A 14,019-nucleotide genomic window follows, 5' to 3' on the forward strand; every position below is an offset into this window, starting at 1 on the left:
TAAATTTTGGTTATACGATTCAATTCGGTGGCGGCGCGCCTTCATATTGCGGCAGGCCGTCGTCGAGCTGCACCCAGGGCTGCTTCGAAGCTGTCCACATATGCATCTGCGGCTTGAAAACCGAGGGATCGTCGAGCGAGCCGGTGGTGATGCCGACGATGCCGGCGGAGTCGCGCCGGGAAAACATGGTCGTCCCGCAGCTGGAGCAAAAGCCGCGCTTGAGGTCGGGTGAGGTGTTGACCGTCGCCACCGCCCCCTCGACGGTCACGTCGTCGATGCGAAACAGCACGCGCGCATTGAAGGCCGCGCCAATCACCTTCTGGCAAAGCCGGCAATGGCAGACGCGTTCGTTGATCGGTACCGCATCGGTGCGGTAACGCACCGCGCCGCACAGGCACCCGCCCTGATATCCAGCCATCGCCCGGTTCCGTTTTCCTGAGGAAGCCTAGAGGTAACGGCAGGATTGGCCCGGTCAATTGAAAATCGTTGATGATGGTATCGACTGTCGTGATGGGAATGCGAAAGCAGGCACAAGAAACCGGCCGCCCTTTTGGGACGGCCGGCAGCCATTTCCGGTGATGGCTATTCGGTTTCGCTGACGACCTCGTCCCAGGTCTTCACCCTGGTCTCGCCATCGAGGAAAGGCAGCGCCGCGGCGGTCAGTTCCGGGGCGAAAAAGACGTCGTAGTGGGTACGATTGGGCAGAATGGCCAAGCGGTTCTGCGACAGGTTCTCGCGCATCCAGCCGGCATCCTTCAGTCCGCCGCCGAGCATCTGGTAAAACTTGATCTCATGCTCGGGCCGGTACATGTCGCTGTCGCCATAGACCAGCATCACCGGCATCTTGAGCTTGGCGACGTCGGCGGAATAATCGTAATCCTTGCGCATGAAGTTGCCGAGCGCATCGAGCAGTTTCGGGAAATCCTGCGGATGCGGCGCGACCGCGACGTAGGATTTGTACATCGGCGTGTCCTTCATGAAATCGGCTGCCGCGGCGCTGACTTGCGCCTGCTGGCCGCGCATCTCGGCATAGAAGCCGTCGGCTGCATAGCCGGTCGAAACCAGGACGAGCCGGCGCACCGCTTCGGGATGCTGGACGGCCATGCGGAAGGCGACGCCGCCGCCCAGCGAATAACCCATGACATCGACCTTATCATAGCCAAGTGCCTTGACGATCGCGGCCACGTCGTCGCCGATGGCTTCCAGACCGAACGGCCGTTCGCCAAGCGCGGTGCGGCCATGCCCCTGCAGGTCGACGGCGATCACCGTGCGATGCTCGGCAAGCCTGGGCAGGATCGGTGCGAACATATCGATCGTGCCCAAACCTCCATGCAGCAGAAGCAGCGGCTCGCCCTTGCCGTAGACGGCGTAATAGTAGTTCAGGCTGTCGATCGGCAGCAGGCCGGATTTTTCCGGCTTCGGCAGGGTTTTGGTCTCGGTCGTCATGGCGGGCTTTGTCTCCTCTGCATTGGTTGAGCCGGGTGCTGCGAGCAAAGCCGCGACCGAGGCGAAAATGGCGAAAAGCAAGGTTCTGGACATGTCGATCTCCTCCGGTCTTGCCGGCATCAAAGCGTCTTGGCGAGTTCCTCGAGCTGCTCAGTGCACTGGCCCCAGCCCTCGTGAAAACCCATCTTCTCGTGCTGCTCGCGGTCGGCGGCACTCCAGTGCCGAACCCGCACCGTGTAACGGGTCTTGCCGTTGCCTTCGTCCTCGAAGGTCAGCACGCCGGTCATGAACGGCTTTTCCGACGGCTCCCAGGCGGCGGTGTAGGCGTCGGTGAAGACGATCTTCTTGCCCGGGATGACTTCGAGGAAAACGCCGGGGTTGGGGAATTCATTGCCGTCGGGGTCCGCCATGACGACAACGCTGGAGCCGCCGGTGCGCACGTCCATTTCGGCGCGCGGCGTCGTCCACGGTTTTGGCGCGAACCATTGCGTCACCAGCTTGGGGTCGGTCCAGCAGCGATAGACGTTCTCGCGCGGCGCATCGATGATGCGGGTAAGAGCCAGTTCGCGGTCATTGCCGGGGGCGATGTCGAGCTTGGTGGTCATGATGGTCTCCTCGGTTTGATCTGGGTTGTGCCCCAAGGACGTACCGACGGAGCACCAGCCGACACGGCCTGGCGAAAAAATTCACGGGAGCGGTGAACAGAGAGTTGGAAGCCTAGAGCATGATCCCGAAAAGTGGGAACCGGTTTTCGGAAAAGATCATGCTCAAACACAGGAATAGAGCCCCATCCCGATTCCATCGGGATGGAACAGGCTCTAGTGGCGCTTGGCTTGCACGAGATAGGCGTCGATCTCGGTTTCGCCGAGCCACTTGGCCGCTTCCAGCCGGTGCAGGCCCTCGACCAGGATATGGCGCTTGCCGTCATGGCGCACCTGGATCGGCGTCTTCATGCCGTTTTCCAGAATGTCCTCGGCCAGGTGCCGGACGGTCTCGGGGTGCAGCGTCTTCTTGCGCGCGGTCGGCACGTAGATTTCGTCGACCTTGACCTTTTGCACTCTCAGCATTTTGGCTCCCACGGCAGAAATGCCGCCTGCCCTTGAGATAGTCTGTTTGGCCAACACGGCCAAGGGCGCTGTGGACGAATGCTGGCCCGATCGTTTCCATTTGACGCTTGGCTGGCCGATGGTCTCAATGGCGGCCACTGATCTCAGGTGTTCATTGACGCAGCTGCCGACCGAGTTCCCCGATTTCGGGCTGACGCCCGAGCAGCGCCGCGAGGCGGTGCGTGGCCATTATTACGAATGGCCCGGCATGGATGGCGAGCGCGGCGAGATCTGGTGCTATTCCGATCGCTTCTCCTACCGGCTCGGCGAGACAGTTTCGCTGCATGTCAGCTCGACGGCACAAAGCTTCGGCATCGTCATCATCCGCGACGGCGCAACCGAAACCAAGATTTTCGAGAAGGCCGGGATCGCGGCGCGCTGGCAAGAGACGCCGGACCAGTGTTCGGTCGAGGGTTGCGGCTGGGAAACGTCGTTCGAATTCCGCGTCGCGGACGACTGGCCCTCCGGCGCTTATCGCGTCACGCTGACAGCCGATGGCCGCGACGGCAAGCCGATCCTTTGCCACCATCTGTTCATCGTCGCACCTCGGCCCGGCAATAAGCCCGGCCGGGTGCTGCAGGTGGCGGCGACGGGAACCTGGCTTTCCTACAACACCTGGGGCGGCTCCAATGCCTATCAGGGCATCACCGGCCCGGATCGCGACCAGTATGCGCGCATGGTGTCGACGCAGCGGCCCTGGTGCCGCGGCTTCGTCGTGCTGCCAAAAGATGCGCCGCGCGTGCCGCTGGAGGTCGCCGTACCGCCGAAGACCGTGCCGCGCTATCCCCATATGGAATGGGCGCTCGCCACCGGCCATTCGAAGAAATACGCCTCGTCAGGCTGGGCGAGCTATGACAGGCACTTCTTCCGCTTTGCCGAGCGCGCCGGCTATGGAATCGATCTCGCCAGCCAGCACGATCTGCATTTCTCGCCGGAGATTCTCGACGGCTACGACTGCGTCGTCTTTGTCGGCCATGACGAATACTGGACCTGGGAGATGCGCGACGCTGTCGACGCCTATGTCGAACGGGGCGGCCATGCGGCGCGCTTCGCCGGCAATTTCATGTGGCAGACGCGGCTGGAGGACGAGGGCCGCCGGCAGGTCTGCTACAAATACCGGGCGCGTGCCGAAGACCCGGCCTATCGCGCCAACGTCACCCGCGCCAGCAATTCCTGGGAAGCACCGGAAATCGGCCGGCCCGGCGCCGCGACCTTCGGGCTCAACGCCACGCGCGGCGTCTATGCCGGCTGGGGCGGCTGCGCGCCGCGCGGCGTGCGCGGCTTCCCGGTCTACCGTCCCGAGCACTGGGCCTTTGCCGGCACCGGCATCTACTATGGCGATCTGCTCGGCGCCGACAGCCATGTCTATGGCTACGAGGTCGACGGGCTCGACTTCGAGATTCGCGGCGGCCTGCCCTACCCCACGCCTGACAGCGGCGCGCCGGATGGCCTGCAGGTGCTGGCCGTCGGCATGGCGAGCCAGGTTGAGGAAAGCGTCGACATTCCGTTCGAAGACCAGTTCCTCTGCGACGAGGACGGCCGCTTCACCGCCGAAACGCTGTTCGGCGAAGCCAGCGACGCCAATCTGGACAAAGTCAAACGCGGCAACGGCATGATCGTCAATTTCCCGCGCGGCAACGGCGAGGTTTTTCACGCCGGAAGCTGCGAATGGGTTGCCGGCCTGCTAAGGCAGGACCCGATGGTCGAACGCGTGACCAGAAATGTTCTCGACCGCTATCTCGGAAAGACCTGACATGACGAAGCCCTCCACCGCCGTATCGGAAGCGCGCGCGCCGTCGCATCTGTTCTATCTCTCCAGCCTGCGCCGGCCGCTGATCGATCGCGCCGAGGGCATCTACATGTGGACGCAGGACGGTCGCCGCTTCATCGACGGATCGAGCGGGCCGATGGTCGCCAATATCGGCCATTCCAACCGCAACGTGCTCGATGCCATGAAGCGGCAGATGGACCGCGCCACCTTCGCCTACCGGCTGCATTTCGAAAACGAGCCGGCCGAGGAGTTGGCGCGTGAACTCGCAGGAAAGCTGCCAGAGGGCATGGACCGCATCTTCTTCGTTTCCGGTGGCTCGGAAGCGACGGAATCCTGCATCAAGCTGGCGCGGCAATGGGCGGTCGCCACCGGGCAGGCCAGCCGCTGGAAGGTGATCACGCGGTTCCCCTCCTATCATGGCGGCACTTTGGGCTCGCTTTCGGTCACCGGCGACGATGCGCTGGCCGAAAGCTTTACGCCGATGATGCAGGTGATGCCGAGCGTGCCGGCGCCGACCGCCTGGCGCGACCGCGACAATCTCTCGATGGAACAGCGCGGCATCCGTTACGCCGACATGCTGGAGGAGAAGATCCAGGCCGAAGGCTCGGACAGCGTGCTCGCCTTCATCATGGAGCCGATCGGCGGCGCTGCGACCTCTGCCCTGGTGGCGCCCGACAGCTACTATCCGCGCATTCGCGAAATCTGCGACCGCTACGGCATCCTGCTCATCCATGACGAAGTGATGAGCGGCGCCGGCCGTACCGGCAAATTCCTTGGCGGCGACCACTGGAACTGCAAGCCCGACATCGTCGCGCTGTCGAAGGGGCTGGGCTCCGGCTATGCGCCGCTCGGCGCGCTCGCAGCACCGACGCGGCTGGTGCAGCCGCTGCTCGCCTCCGGCGGCTTCCAGCATGGCCACACCTATGCCGGCAATCCGCTCGCCTGCGCCGCCGGACTTGCCGTGCTCGGCGAGATGGATCGCCTCGACCTGATCGCCAATGCGGCCGCCATGGGCGATGTGCTGATGGAGGGGCTAAAAGGGCTGGCAAAGCGCTTCCCGTTCATCGCAGACGTGCGCGGCAAAGGCCTGCTCACCGGCGCCGAGATGGTTGCCGATCCCGAGACATTGAAACCAATCGACCAGAGCAAGAAAGCCACGCAGCGCCTTCTCGACCTGGCCTATGAGCGCGGCCTGATCATCTATGGGCGCAGGGTCAAGGGCGGTGTCGACGGCGACAATTTCATGGTTGCGCCACCGATGATCGTTACCCGCGAACAGATCGGCGAAATCATTTCCATCATCGGCGACTTGCTGCAGGTGCTGGCCGCCGAACTCGACCTCCCGGTCGAAGGCTGAGGGGGAAAAAATGGCGCCGAGGAAAGTCATCATCACCTGCGCGGTCACCGGCTCGGTGCACACACCGTCCATGTCGCCCTATCTGCCGGTGACACCCGACCAGATCGCCGCTGAGGCGATCGCCGCCGCCGAAGCCGGCGCGTCGATCCTGCATCTGCACGCCCGCGATCCAAGCGACGGCCGGCCGACCGCCGACCCTGATGTGTTCATGCAATTCCTGCCGCGCATCAAGCAGGCGACCGATGCGGTGATCAACATCACCACCGGCGGCTCGTCGCTGATGACGCTGGACCAGCGGCTGGCCGCGCCGCTGCGGGCCGAACCCGAAATGTGCTCGCTCAACATGGGCTCGATGAATTTCGCGCTGTTCCCGATGCTCGACAGACCGAGGGAATGGCAGCACGAGTGGGAGCCGAAGCTGCTCGAGGCGACCCGCGACACGATCTTCAAGAACACTTTTGCCGACATGGAGACGGTGCTCGATAAACTCGGCAAGGGCTGCGGCACGCGTTTTGAATTCGAATGCTACGATGTCGGCCATCTCTATTCGCTGGCGCATTTCCGCGACCGCGGGCTGGTGTCGGGACCGTTTTTCATCCAGTTCGTCTTCGGCATTTTGGGTGGCATCGGCGCCGATCCGGATAATCTCGTGCACATGAAGCGCATCGCCGACAAACTCTTTGGCGACAGTTTTCAGTTCTCGGTACTGGCAGCCGGCCGCCAGCAGATGCCACTGATCTCGATCGCCGCGGCAATGGGCGGCAATGTCCGCGTCGGGCTGGAGGACAGTCTTTACGACGGCCGCCAGCTGGCCAAATCCAATGCCGACCAGGTGCGCCGCATCCGCGGCATTCTCGACGGGCTGTCCCTGGAGGTCGCGACGCCGGCCGAGGCGCGCGCTATGCTGGCGCTCAAGGGTGGCGACCGGGTGGCGTTCTAGGCGCATGGTGGAGGCCGGGTGGCAAAGGGAGGAGCTGATATGGAAAGGGTTCTCGTCTCAGCCTGCCTGCTCGGCAGCAAGGTTCGTTACAACGGTTCCTACCGGCTCAACGACCATCCCGTTCTGGCGCGATGGCAGGCAGAAGGGCGGGTCGTGCAGATCTGCCCGGAGGTCGCCGCGGGTTTCTCGACGCCGCGCCCGCCGGCTGAAATTCGCGGCACCGGCGACGGCCTTGCTGTGCTGCACGGCCAAGGCCAGGTGGTCGAGAAAACCGGAAACGATGTGACTGCACTCTATCTCGAAGCCGGGCAGCTCGCGCTCGATCTCGCCCGGGAAACAGGCTGCCGCTATGCAGTCCTGACTGACGGCAGCCCGTCGTGCGGCAGTAGCTTCATCTATGATGGGAGTTTTTCGGGCAACCGGGTGGCTGGCTCTGGCACGACCACGGCGCTGCTGGAGGCGAACGGCATTCGCGTCTTTTCGGAAGACGGCATTGGCGAGCTTGATGACCTCCTGGCCAAGCCTGATACAGCCGGAACCGCAGCCTGATCCATGCGAGAGAAAGCCCGAGCCACGACCCGCGATACCATCATCCGCCCCGGCACCATCGACGACGTCGACACCATCTACGCCGCCCTGTTGCGCCTCGGCAACCATATTGGCGCGCATCAGGAGATCACGTCCACCGCCGACGACCTGCGCCGCTACGGCTTTGGCGAAAAGCCTGCCTTTTCGACCCTGATCGCCGAAGTCGGCGGCGAGTTTGCCGGGCTGTGCCTGCATTTCCCGATCTTCTCGACCTGGATGGGCCGGCCCGGCGTCTATGTGCAGGACCTCTATGTCGAAGGCCGCTTTCGCGGCCGCAAGATCGGCGAACGCCTGCTGCGCAGTGTCGCTGCGCAATGCCGGAAGGACGGTGGCGTCTATCTCAGGCTATCGGTCGACACCGACAACGAAACCGCCAAGGCCTTCTACGAACGATTGGGCATCGCCTGGTCGAGCTACGAACAGACTCAGAAGATTGTCGGCGACGCTTTCTTCGCCTTTGCCGATGGGCCGGACGATGTATAGCCGGCTACTGTATTGGGAGACATGATGAAAGCCTTCTATGCCGAGGAACAGAAACGCCACGATCCAAAGGCCTTCCTCTCCAGCGGGGCGCCGCAGCCCAATCCGGAAAAGCCGGAACGCGCAGAGCGACTGCTTGCCGGTGCCAAGGCCGCCGGCTGCACGATCGAGCGGCCACGGGATCATGGGCTCGGCCCGGTCTCTGCGGTGCATACGCCCGAATATCTGGATTTCCTCGAGCACATCTTCGTGCGCTGGCAGCGCATCGAAGGCGCCTCGGCCGAGGTGATCCCCAACATTCACCCGATTGCGCGCAACGGCTCCTACCCGGCCTCGGCTGTGGGACAGGCCGGCTATCATATGGCCGATACCGCTTGCCCGATCTCGGGCGAGACCTGGGGCAGCGCGCTGTGGAGCGCGTGGAGCGCGGTCGAAGCTGCCGAAGCGGTGATGGCAGGCGCACCGGCCGCCTATGCTCTCTGCCGCCCGCCCGGCCACCACGCTTTTGCCGATGTCGCCGGCGGCTTCTGCTTCATCAACAATTCGGCGGTCGCGGCGCAAGTGCTGCGCAAGCAGGCCGCGCGGGTGGCGATCCTCGATGTCGACCTGCATCACGGCAACGGCACGCAGGGCATTTTTTATGCGCGACCCGACGTGCTGACGGTGTCGCTGCATGCCGATCCGGTGCGCTTCTACCCGTTCTTCTGGGGCCATGCTGACGAGCGCGGCGAAGGGCCGGGTCTCGGCTATAATTTCAACCTGCCTTTGCCACGCAAATCCGGCGACGCCCAGTTCCTCGAAGCCTTGGCGACGGCCTTCCAGCGCATCCGCGCTTTTGCACCCGACGCGCTGGTGGTGGCGCTCGGCTTAGACGCGTTTGAAGGCGACCCGTTCGGCGGGCTTTCGGTGACGACGCCCGGCTTCTCGCGTATCGGCGAAGCCATTGCCGGCCTTGGCCTGCCGACGGTCATCGTCCAGGAAGGCGGCTATCTCTGCGACGCGCTCGGCGACAACCTCACCGCATTCCTCACAGGCTTCGGCGGCAAGAACCGGTGAGGATGCAGCGTCAGGATCGCTGCTGCCTGAGCATGGCGATGACGCGGTGCACGCTTTCGAGCGTCTCGTCGATCTCGGCTGCTGTGTTGTAATGGGCGATGCCGATCCGAACGACGCCTTGCTCGGCGGGAATACCGAGCTGGTGGACGATCTCCCAGGCGTAGTTGTGGCCCGACCAGAGGAAGATGTTTTCGGCATTCATCTGGCGCACGATCGTCTCCGGCACGATGCCATCGACGGTGAAGGAAACCGTCGGCACGCGATGCCCGAGCCGCGCCGGGTCGGTGATGCCGTGGATCGTCAGGCCTGCAATGTCCGACAGCCCGTCGATCAGTCGTTGCGCCAGCGGATTCTCGTAGGCGATCGAGACTTCGAACGCCTTGGCAATCTTGCGCCTTCTTGACCCACCCTCGCCCGCCGCCGTGCCCAGTTCGGCGAAATAATCGACGGCGGCGGTGAGGCCGGCCATCAGTTCAATTTGCGGCGTGCCGAGTTCAAAACGTTCCGGCAGGCCGTTGGACGAACAGCGACATTTGTACGGCTTCAGCGCCTCGATAACATCCAGCCGGCCCCAAAGAATGCCCATATGCGGGCCGAAGAATTTGTAGGCCGAGCAGATGAGGAAATCGCAGCCGAGGTCCTGCACATCGACCAGGCCGTGCGGCGCGAACTGCACGGCGTCGACATAGACCAGCGCGCCCGCCTGCTTGGCGATGCCGGTCAGCGCCTTCACCCGGTTGATCGAGCCGGTCAGATTGCTGGCGTAGTTCAGTGCGACGAGCCGCGTCCGGTCGGTGAGCAGTGCGCTGAGCGCCGTCTCCTCGACCTGCCAGCTCTGCTCATCGAAAGCCAGCCAGCGCACAACAAGGCCAAGGTCTTCGGCCAGTTGCAGCCAGGGCGAGACGTTGCCCTCATGGTCCATGCGGGTAAGGATGATCTCGTCGCCAGGCTTGAACGTGCGGCCGAGCGTACGCGACATATGGTAGGTCAGCGTCGTCATGTTGGCGCCGATGATGATTTCCTGCGGGGACGCGGCACCGAGAAAATCGGCCATCGCGGCGTGAGCATCGTCGACGACCTGTTGCGCGGCGACAGTGGTCTCGAAAAAGCCGCCGAGATTGGCGTTGGTGGTCAAAAGGCAGCGCGACACCGCGTCAGCCACCGCTTGCGGCACCTGGGTGCCGGCGGGATTGTCGAGATAGATGCGGCGGCGACCTTTGTCAGTGAGCCCAAGGGCTGGAAATTTTGCCCGCACCGCGTCGATCTGAAATGTCATTTTGTCCCCCAATCAATTGAACCGGCCCCCGGATCTCCGCTTACGGGCATGGATTGCCGACGCGCTGGTGGATCGCATCGACCGCCTTCTGCATCTCCTCGGTCCAGGTCACGTCGACGGATGACAGCGCCATTTCAAGTTGCGCAATCGTCGTGGCGCCGATGATGTTCGAGGTGACGAACGGCCGGCTCGACACATAGGCGTTGGCAAACAAGGCCGGTTCCAGGCCGAAGGAACGTGCGAGCTCGTTATACTCGAGCTGCGCCTCCGCCGCATTCGGCGTCTCGTAGCGCTGGCCGCGGTTGAACAGTTGCGAGCGCGAGCCTTGCGGCCGTGCGCCATGGTCGTATTTCCCGGTGAGATAGCCCTGCGCCAGCGGGGAATAGGCCAGCAACGACACCTGCTCGCGCTCGCAGACCTCGGCCAGGTTCACCTCAAAGGTGCGGTTGACGAAATTATAGGCGTTCTGGATCGAAGCGACGCGCGGGCCGATGCCCTTGTCGGCCTCGGCGATGAAGCGCATGGCGCCCCAGGAATTCTCGTTCGACAGGCCGAAATGGCGGATTTTTCCTGATTTCACCAACTCGTCGAACACGGCGAGCGTCTCGGCAATCGGCGTCTCGCCGGCCGGCGCACCGATGGAATCGGCGCGCGGCGCCACGGCGCCGATGCGGTTCGGGTTGGCGCCCCACGGTATGTCGCGTTCCGGCCAATGGATCTGATAGAGATCGAGGTAATCGGTGCCGAGCTTGGTCAGCGATTTTTCGATGGCGTCAAAAATGTCGGCGCGCACCAGCTTCGAGGGACGGTCGCCACGAAACCAGGTGTTGGCGGTGCGGCCTACCACTTTCGAGGCCAGGATAACCTGGTCGCGATTGCCCTTCGCCTTCATCCAGCTGCCAATGATCTTTTCGGTACGGCCTTGCGTCTCCGCCTTGGGCGGGATCGGGTAAAGCTCGGCGGTGTCGATGAAATTCACCCCGCATGCAAAGGCCAGGTCCATCTGAGCGTGGCCTTCGGCTTCCGTGTTCTGCTGGCCCCAGGTCATCGACCCCAGGCAGATCTGGGTAACAAGAAGATCGGTCCGACCGAGACGGCGTTTGTGCATGGAATTTCTGCTCCGGAGGGAAAGCTGGCGCGGCGGCGCGAGAAGGAAACCGCTTTTATAGGGAAAGCAGTCGCGCTCTCCAAGCCTCAGCGGACCGACTTTTGCGTGAACTCCGGAAAAGTCAGCGCCTGGCGCCGGCCAAAGCGCGCCGCTTGGCTTCGTCGATCAACATGTTGGCCACTTGCATGCGGATCATGGCACGCTGGCGCAAATGCGGGGCGACACGGTCGGGATGGTTGGCGAAGGCGAAGCTGCGGCGCATGCGGCCGAAATCGGCGACATCCTTGGGCTGGTTGAGGCCGAGTTCGACGGCGATGGATTCGGGATCGATCGGCGGCAGTTTTTCCTCAGGCTTGGGCTCTTCGCCGGCAAGCGCGATCTTCGCCTGATCGAGCAGTGCGGCGAACTCGCTCGCCAGATCGGCGCCCTCGCGATACTCGGCGGCAAATGTGTCGCCGGCAACCTTTATGCGGCCGGAATGAAGCTCGTCAGCCACAGAGAGATAGTCGAACGGAATCGACGGCCGTGCGCCGGCCTCCTCGCCCTTCTCGGGGGCGACGAAGAGGTCGTCGAGCAACGAAGCGAAATCCCGCTTGCTCCCGGTGCCGATCTCAGCCTCCCCTGTCGTAAGCGCACGTGTACCGGCGCCCAACATAGAACCGGCTCGTTAAAAATGAATGCGACCGATCTTAACCAATTTAGCCGTTGGCTTACGGCGTTGCCAGCCGAACCCTCTATGCAAAAAAAAGCCGGACTGCATTTTCATACAGTCCGGAAAATTCGCCAGGAGTGGCGAGGAAAAGCCGGCCATGTGCCAGCGTTGAAGCATACGGTCGGGACGCGCCGGAAGTTTCACCGGCCGGTTCGATTGTGACGAAAAAAATTCGCGCAGCATGGCTGCCATGCAAATGCTGCACTGCACAATCTTCATGATTTGCCTATATTGCTTGAGGTGGAGGATCAACAAGGGGCCATGATCATGGGGTTCTTCACTGAAATGTTCGCTCGTCCGCGTCCGCAGGAACATCTGCGCTATCGCTCGGCACTGGCACTGCTGCATGCGATGAGCAGCAGCGACCGCGCCGACATCGGCATCAAGCCGGCCGATTTTCCGCGCATCGCCCGCGAAATGTCACTGCGCTGAACAAGGCGTTTAGCCGATCCTGACGCGAGGCTTCCCGGCAGCGCCGGGAAGCCTTTTTGACCTTCAACGCCCGAGGAAAGTTGCCTTGCCCAGCGGCACGCCGTTGTGACGCAGGATGTCGTAGGCCGTGGTCACGTGGAAGTAGAAGTTGGGCATGGCGGCGTGCAACAGGTATTGCAGCCCGGGCATCGAGACTTCACGCCCCGCAAGCCTGAGTTCGATCGTCCGCTGGTCGGAGCCATCGAGGTCGGCCGCCGAGAAGGTTGCGAGATGCTCGAGGGTCTTGGCGATACGGGCCTGGACGTCGGCAAAACTCGCCTCATTGTCCTCGTATTTCGGCACCTCGCGGCCGGCAAGCCGTGACGGCGCACCCTTGGCATGATCGGTGGCGATCTGCACCTGTCTCACCAGCGCAAACATGTCGGGCGCCAGCCGCGCCGTCAGAAACACCTGCGGATCGATCTTGCGATCAGCCGCATTCTGTTCGGCTGCAGACAGCACATTGGACAGCGCCTTGAGCCTGGCGGAAAACACCGGCACGGACGCCTCATACATCGATAGTGTCACTTGAAATCTCCATGCGGCGGAACGCCGACGGCGGCAGGTAGCGCCTTCGCGTGTGACTTTTCAAGCGTCACCGCGTCGCCGTAATCCTTGTGCTAGGATTTTCCGCATCGACTGGAGATTCCCGATGAGAAGCGCCCTTCTTGCAGCGACCGCTTTTTTCTCCCTTGCCACCATCAGCCAGACTGCCTTTGCCGCCGACGAAGCGCCCTATGTCGATGACCGGTCGGACGCCGCCGCTGTCGTCCGCTCGCTTTACAGTGCCATCAACCGGCACGAATTCGCGCGCGCCTGGGGCTATTACGGCGACACCAAACCGGCCAAGGATTTCGATACATTCGTCAAGGGTTATGACGGCACCGACAAGGTCGATGTCGAAACAGGCGCTGTTTCCGATGAGGGCGCGGCCGGCAGCATCTATTACAGCGTCCCCGTCGCAATCCGCGCCACCGGCAAAGACGGCAGCGAGGCGGTATTCGCCGGCTGCTACACGCTGCGCCAGGTCAATGCCCAGGTTCAGGCCCCACCGTTCCAACCGATCTTCATCGACAAGGGCGCGCTGAAACCGTCAAAGGCCGATTTCGAGGAAGCGCTGCCGGCAAGCTGCGGCGACGGACCGCCGCCGCCCAAGAAAGACACCGCACTGGAGCAAGCCAAGAAGATGTTTGCCGCCGACTACGGTGGCCAGTGCGACAAGGAATTTCTCGGCGAGGAGCCGGAAATCTTTTCTATCAAATACAAGGAAAAGGATGCTGCTGCTGGCGATCCCGACAAGGAAATGCGGCTTTTCCATTTCTCCTGCGCGGCTGCGGCCTACAATGAAAGCTCCGTCTACTACTTGAGCGATGAAGTGGCGGGCGTGCGGCAATTGCAGTTCGCCGAACCCCAGATGGATATCCGCTACGAGAACAATGACAGCGACGGCAAACTTTTGGGCATGACCATAGTCGGCTTCCACACGACCGGCTGGGCGACCAACTCCGACTACGACGAAGATACCAAGACGATCAGCACGTTCAACAAATGGCGCGGCGTCGGCGATGCCTCGGACTCGGGGACGTACCTGTTCCGCAACGGTGACTTTTCCCTGGTCCAGTACGATGTGGATGCATCCTATGACGGCGAGGAAAACCCGCAGACGGTGGTGGACTACAACACCGCCCCGTAGAGGCTACCCAAGGGG

The 14,019-nt window shown here is 62.8% G+C and carries 17 protein-coding genes; 8 read left to right on the plus strand and 9 right to left on the minus strand.

Annotated features, from left to right (window positions below; genetic code table 11):
* Positions 1-19: 19 nt before the first annotated feature.
* The 4 genes from AC1DXN_RS07045 to AC1DXN_RS07060 all read right to left on the minus strand — a co-directional run bounded on the left by AC1DXN_RS07045 (position 20) and on the right by AC1DXN_RS07060 (position 2,513).
* Positions 20-418, minus strand: coding sequence for a GFA family protein (locus AC1DXN_RS07045; RefSeq protein WP_477269438.1), 399 nt, complete (start codon positions 416-418; stop codon positions 20-22).
* A gap of 164 nt (positions 419-582) precedes the next feature.
* Positions 583-1,539, minus strand: coding sequence for an alpha/beta fold hydrolase (locus AC1DXN_RS07050; protein ID WP_477269436.1), 957 nt, complete (start codon positions 1,537-1,539; stop codon positions 583-585).
* A gap of 26 nt (positions 1,540-1,565) precedes the next feature.
* Positions 1,566-2,051, minus strand: coding sequence for an SRPBCC family protein (locus AC1DXN_RS07055; RefSeq protein ID WP_477269434.1), 486 nt, complete (start codon positions 2,049-2,051; stop codon positions 1,566-1,568).
* 213 nt (positions 2,052-2,264) lie between these two features.
* Positions 2,265-2,513, minus strand: coding sequence for a ParB N-terminal domain-containing protein (locus AC1DXN_RS07060; protein ID WP_023669061.1), 249 nt, complete (start codon positions 2,511-2,513; stop codon positions 2,265-2,267).
* A gap of 127 nt (positions 2,514-2,640) precedes the next feature.
* On the opposite strand from AC1DXN_RS07060, the gene AC1DXN_RS07065 reads away from it, so the two are divergent.
* Genes AC1DXN_RS07065 through AC1DXN_RS07090 form a run of 6 tightly spaced genes read left to right on the plus strand, consistent with a single transcriptional unit; the run spans position 2,641 to position 8,744 of the window.
* Entirely contained in the window at positions 2,641-4,305 is a 1,665-nt protein-coding gene (locus AC1DXN_RS07065; protein WP_477269432.1) for a N,N-dimethylformamidase beta subunit family domain-containing protein, read from the plus strand.
* Position 4,306: 1 nt separating this feature from the next.
* Complete coding sequence (locus AC1DXN_RS07070) at positions 4,307-5,680, plus strand: aminotransferase family protein (RefSeq protein ID WP_477269430.1); 1,374 nt, start codon at positions 4,307-4,309, stop codon at positions 5,678-5,680.
* Between the two features lie 10 nt (positions 5,681-5,690).
* Positions 5,691-6,620 carry a 3,5-dioxohexanoate:acetyl-CoA acetone transferase gene (gene kce, locus AC1DXN_RS07075; RefSeq protein ID WP_477242977.1) on the plus strand — a complete coding sequence of 310 codons (930 nt, stop codon included), beginning with the start codon at positions 5,691-5,693 and terminating at the stop codon, positions 6,618-6,620.
* Between the two features lie 39 nt (positions 6,621-6,659).
* The gene (locus AC1DXN_RS07080; RefSeq protein WP_477269428.1) at positions 6,660-7,169 is read left to right on the plus strand and encodes a 2-thiouracil desulfurase family protein; all 510 of its coding nucleotides are present in this window, start codon (positions 6,660-6,662) and stop codon (positions 7,167-7,169) included.
* A 3-nt stretch (positions 7,170-7,172) separates the two neighbouring features.
* Complete coding sequence (locus AC1DXN_RS07085) at positions 7,173-7,691, plus strand: N-acetyltransferase family protein (protein WP_477242976.1); 519 nt, start codon at positions 7,173-7,175, stop codon at positions 7,689-7,691.
* Between the two features lie 24 nt (positions 7,692-7,715).
* Positions 7,716-8,744, plus strand: a complete 1,029-nt coding sequence (locus tag AC1DXN_RS07090) for a histone deacetylase family protein (protein ID WP_477269995.1) — start codon at positions 7,716-7,718, stop codon at positions 8,742-8,744.
* A 10-nt stretch (positions 8,745-8,754) separates the two neighbouring features.
* On the opposite strand, the gene AC1DXN_RS07095 is transcribed toward AC1DXN_RS07090, so the two are convergent.
* The 4 genes from AC1DXN_RS07095 to AC1DXN_RS07110 all read right to left on the minus strand — a co-directional run bounded on the left by AC1DXN_RS07095 (position 8,755) and on the right by AC1DXN_RS07110 (position 12,032).
* Positions 8,755-10,020, minus strand: a complete 1,266-nt coding sequence (locus AC1DXN_RS07095) for a cysteine desulfurase-like protein (RefSeq protein WP_477269426.1) — start codon at positions 10,018-10,020, stop codon at positions 8,755-8,757.
* 40 nt (positions 10,021-10,060) lie between these two features.
* Positions 10,061-11,128, minus strand: coding sequence for an aldo/keto reductase (locus tag AC1DXN_RS07100; RefSeq protein ID WP_477269424.1), 1,068 nt, complete (start codon positions 11,126-11,128; stop codon positions 10,061-10,063).
* A 121-nt stretch (positions 11,129-11,249) separates the two neighbouring features.
* Complete coding sequence (locus AC1DXN_RS07105) at positions 11,250-11,705, minus strand: hypothetical protein (RefSeq protein ID WP_477269422.1); 456 nt, start codon at positions 11,703-11,705, stop codon at positions 11,250-11,252.
* 90 nt (positions 11,706-11,795) lie between these two features.
* Positions 11,796-12,032, minus strand: coding sequence for a hypothetical protein (locus AC1DXN_RS07110; protein WP_477269420.1), 237 nt, complete (start codon positions 12,030-12,032; stop codon positions 11,796-11,798).
* A 39-nt stretch (positions 12,033-12,071) separates the two neighbouring features.
* Here AC1DXN_RS07110 and AC1DXN_RS07115 point away from each other — a divergent pair, with 39 nt between their 5' ends.
* Positions 12,072-12,272 (plus strand): hypothetical protein, encoded by a 201-nt coding sequence (locus AC1DXN_RS07115; RefSeq protein WP_477270011.1) that lies wholly within the window; start codon positions 12,072-12,074, stop codon positions 12,270-12,272.
* 63 nt (positions 12,273-12,335) lie between these two features.
* Here the strand turns inward: AC1DXN_RS07115 and AC1DXN_RS07120 are convergent, their stop codons facing one another.
* Positions 12,336-12,839 carry a DUF1993 domain-containing protein gene (locus AC1DXN_RS07120; RefSeq protein WP_477242972.1) on the minus strand — a complete coding sequence of 168 codons (504 nt, stop codon included), beginning with the start codon at positions 12,837-12,839 and terminating at the stop codon, positions 12,336-12,338.
* Between the two features lie 124 nt (positions 12,840-12,963).
* Here AC1DXN_RS07120 and AC1DXN_RS07125 point away from each other — a divergent pair, with 124 nt between their 5' ends.
* Positions 12,964-14,004 carry a DUF1176 domain-containing protein gene (locus tag AC1DXN_RS07125; protein WP_477269419.1) on the plus strand — a complete coding sequence of 347 codons (1,041 nt, stop codon included), beginning with the start codon at positions 12,964-12,966 and terminating at the stop codon, positions 14,002-14,004.
* Positions 14,005-14,019 lie beyond the last annotated feature (15 nt).

The sequence above is a fragment of the Mesorhizobium sp. P2_H9 genome (assembly GCF_056403215.1).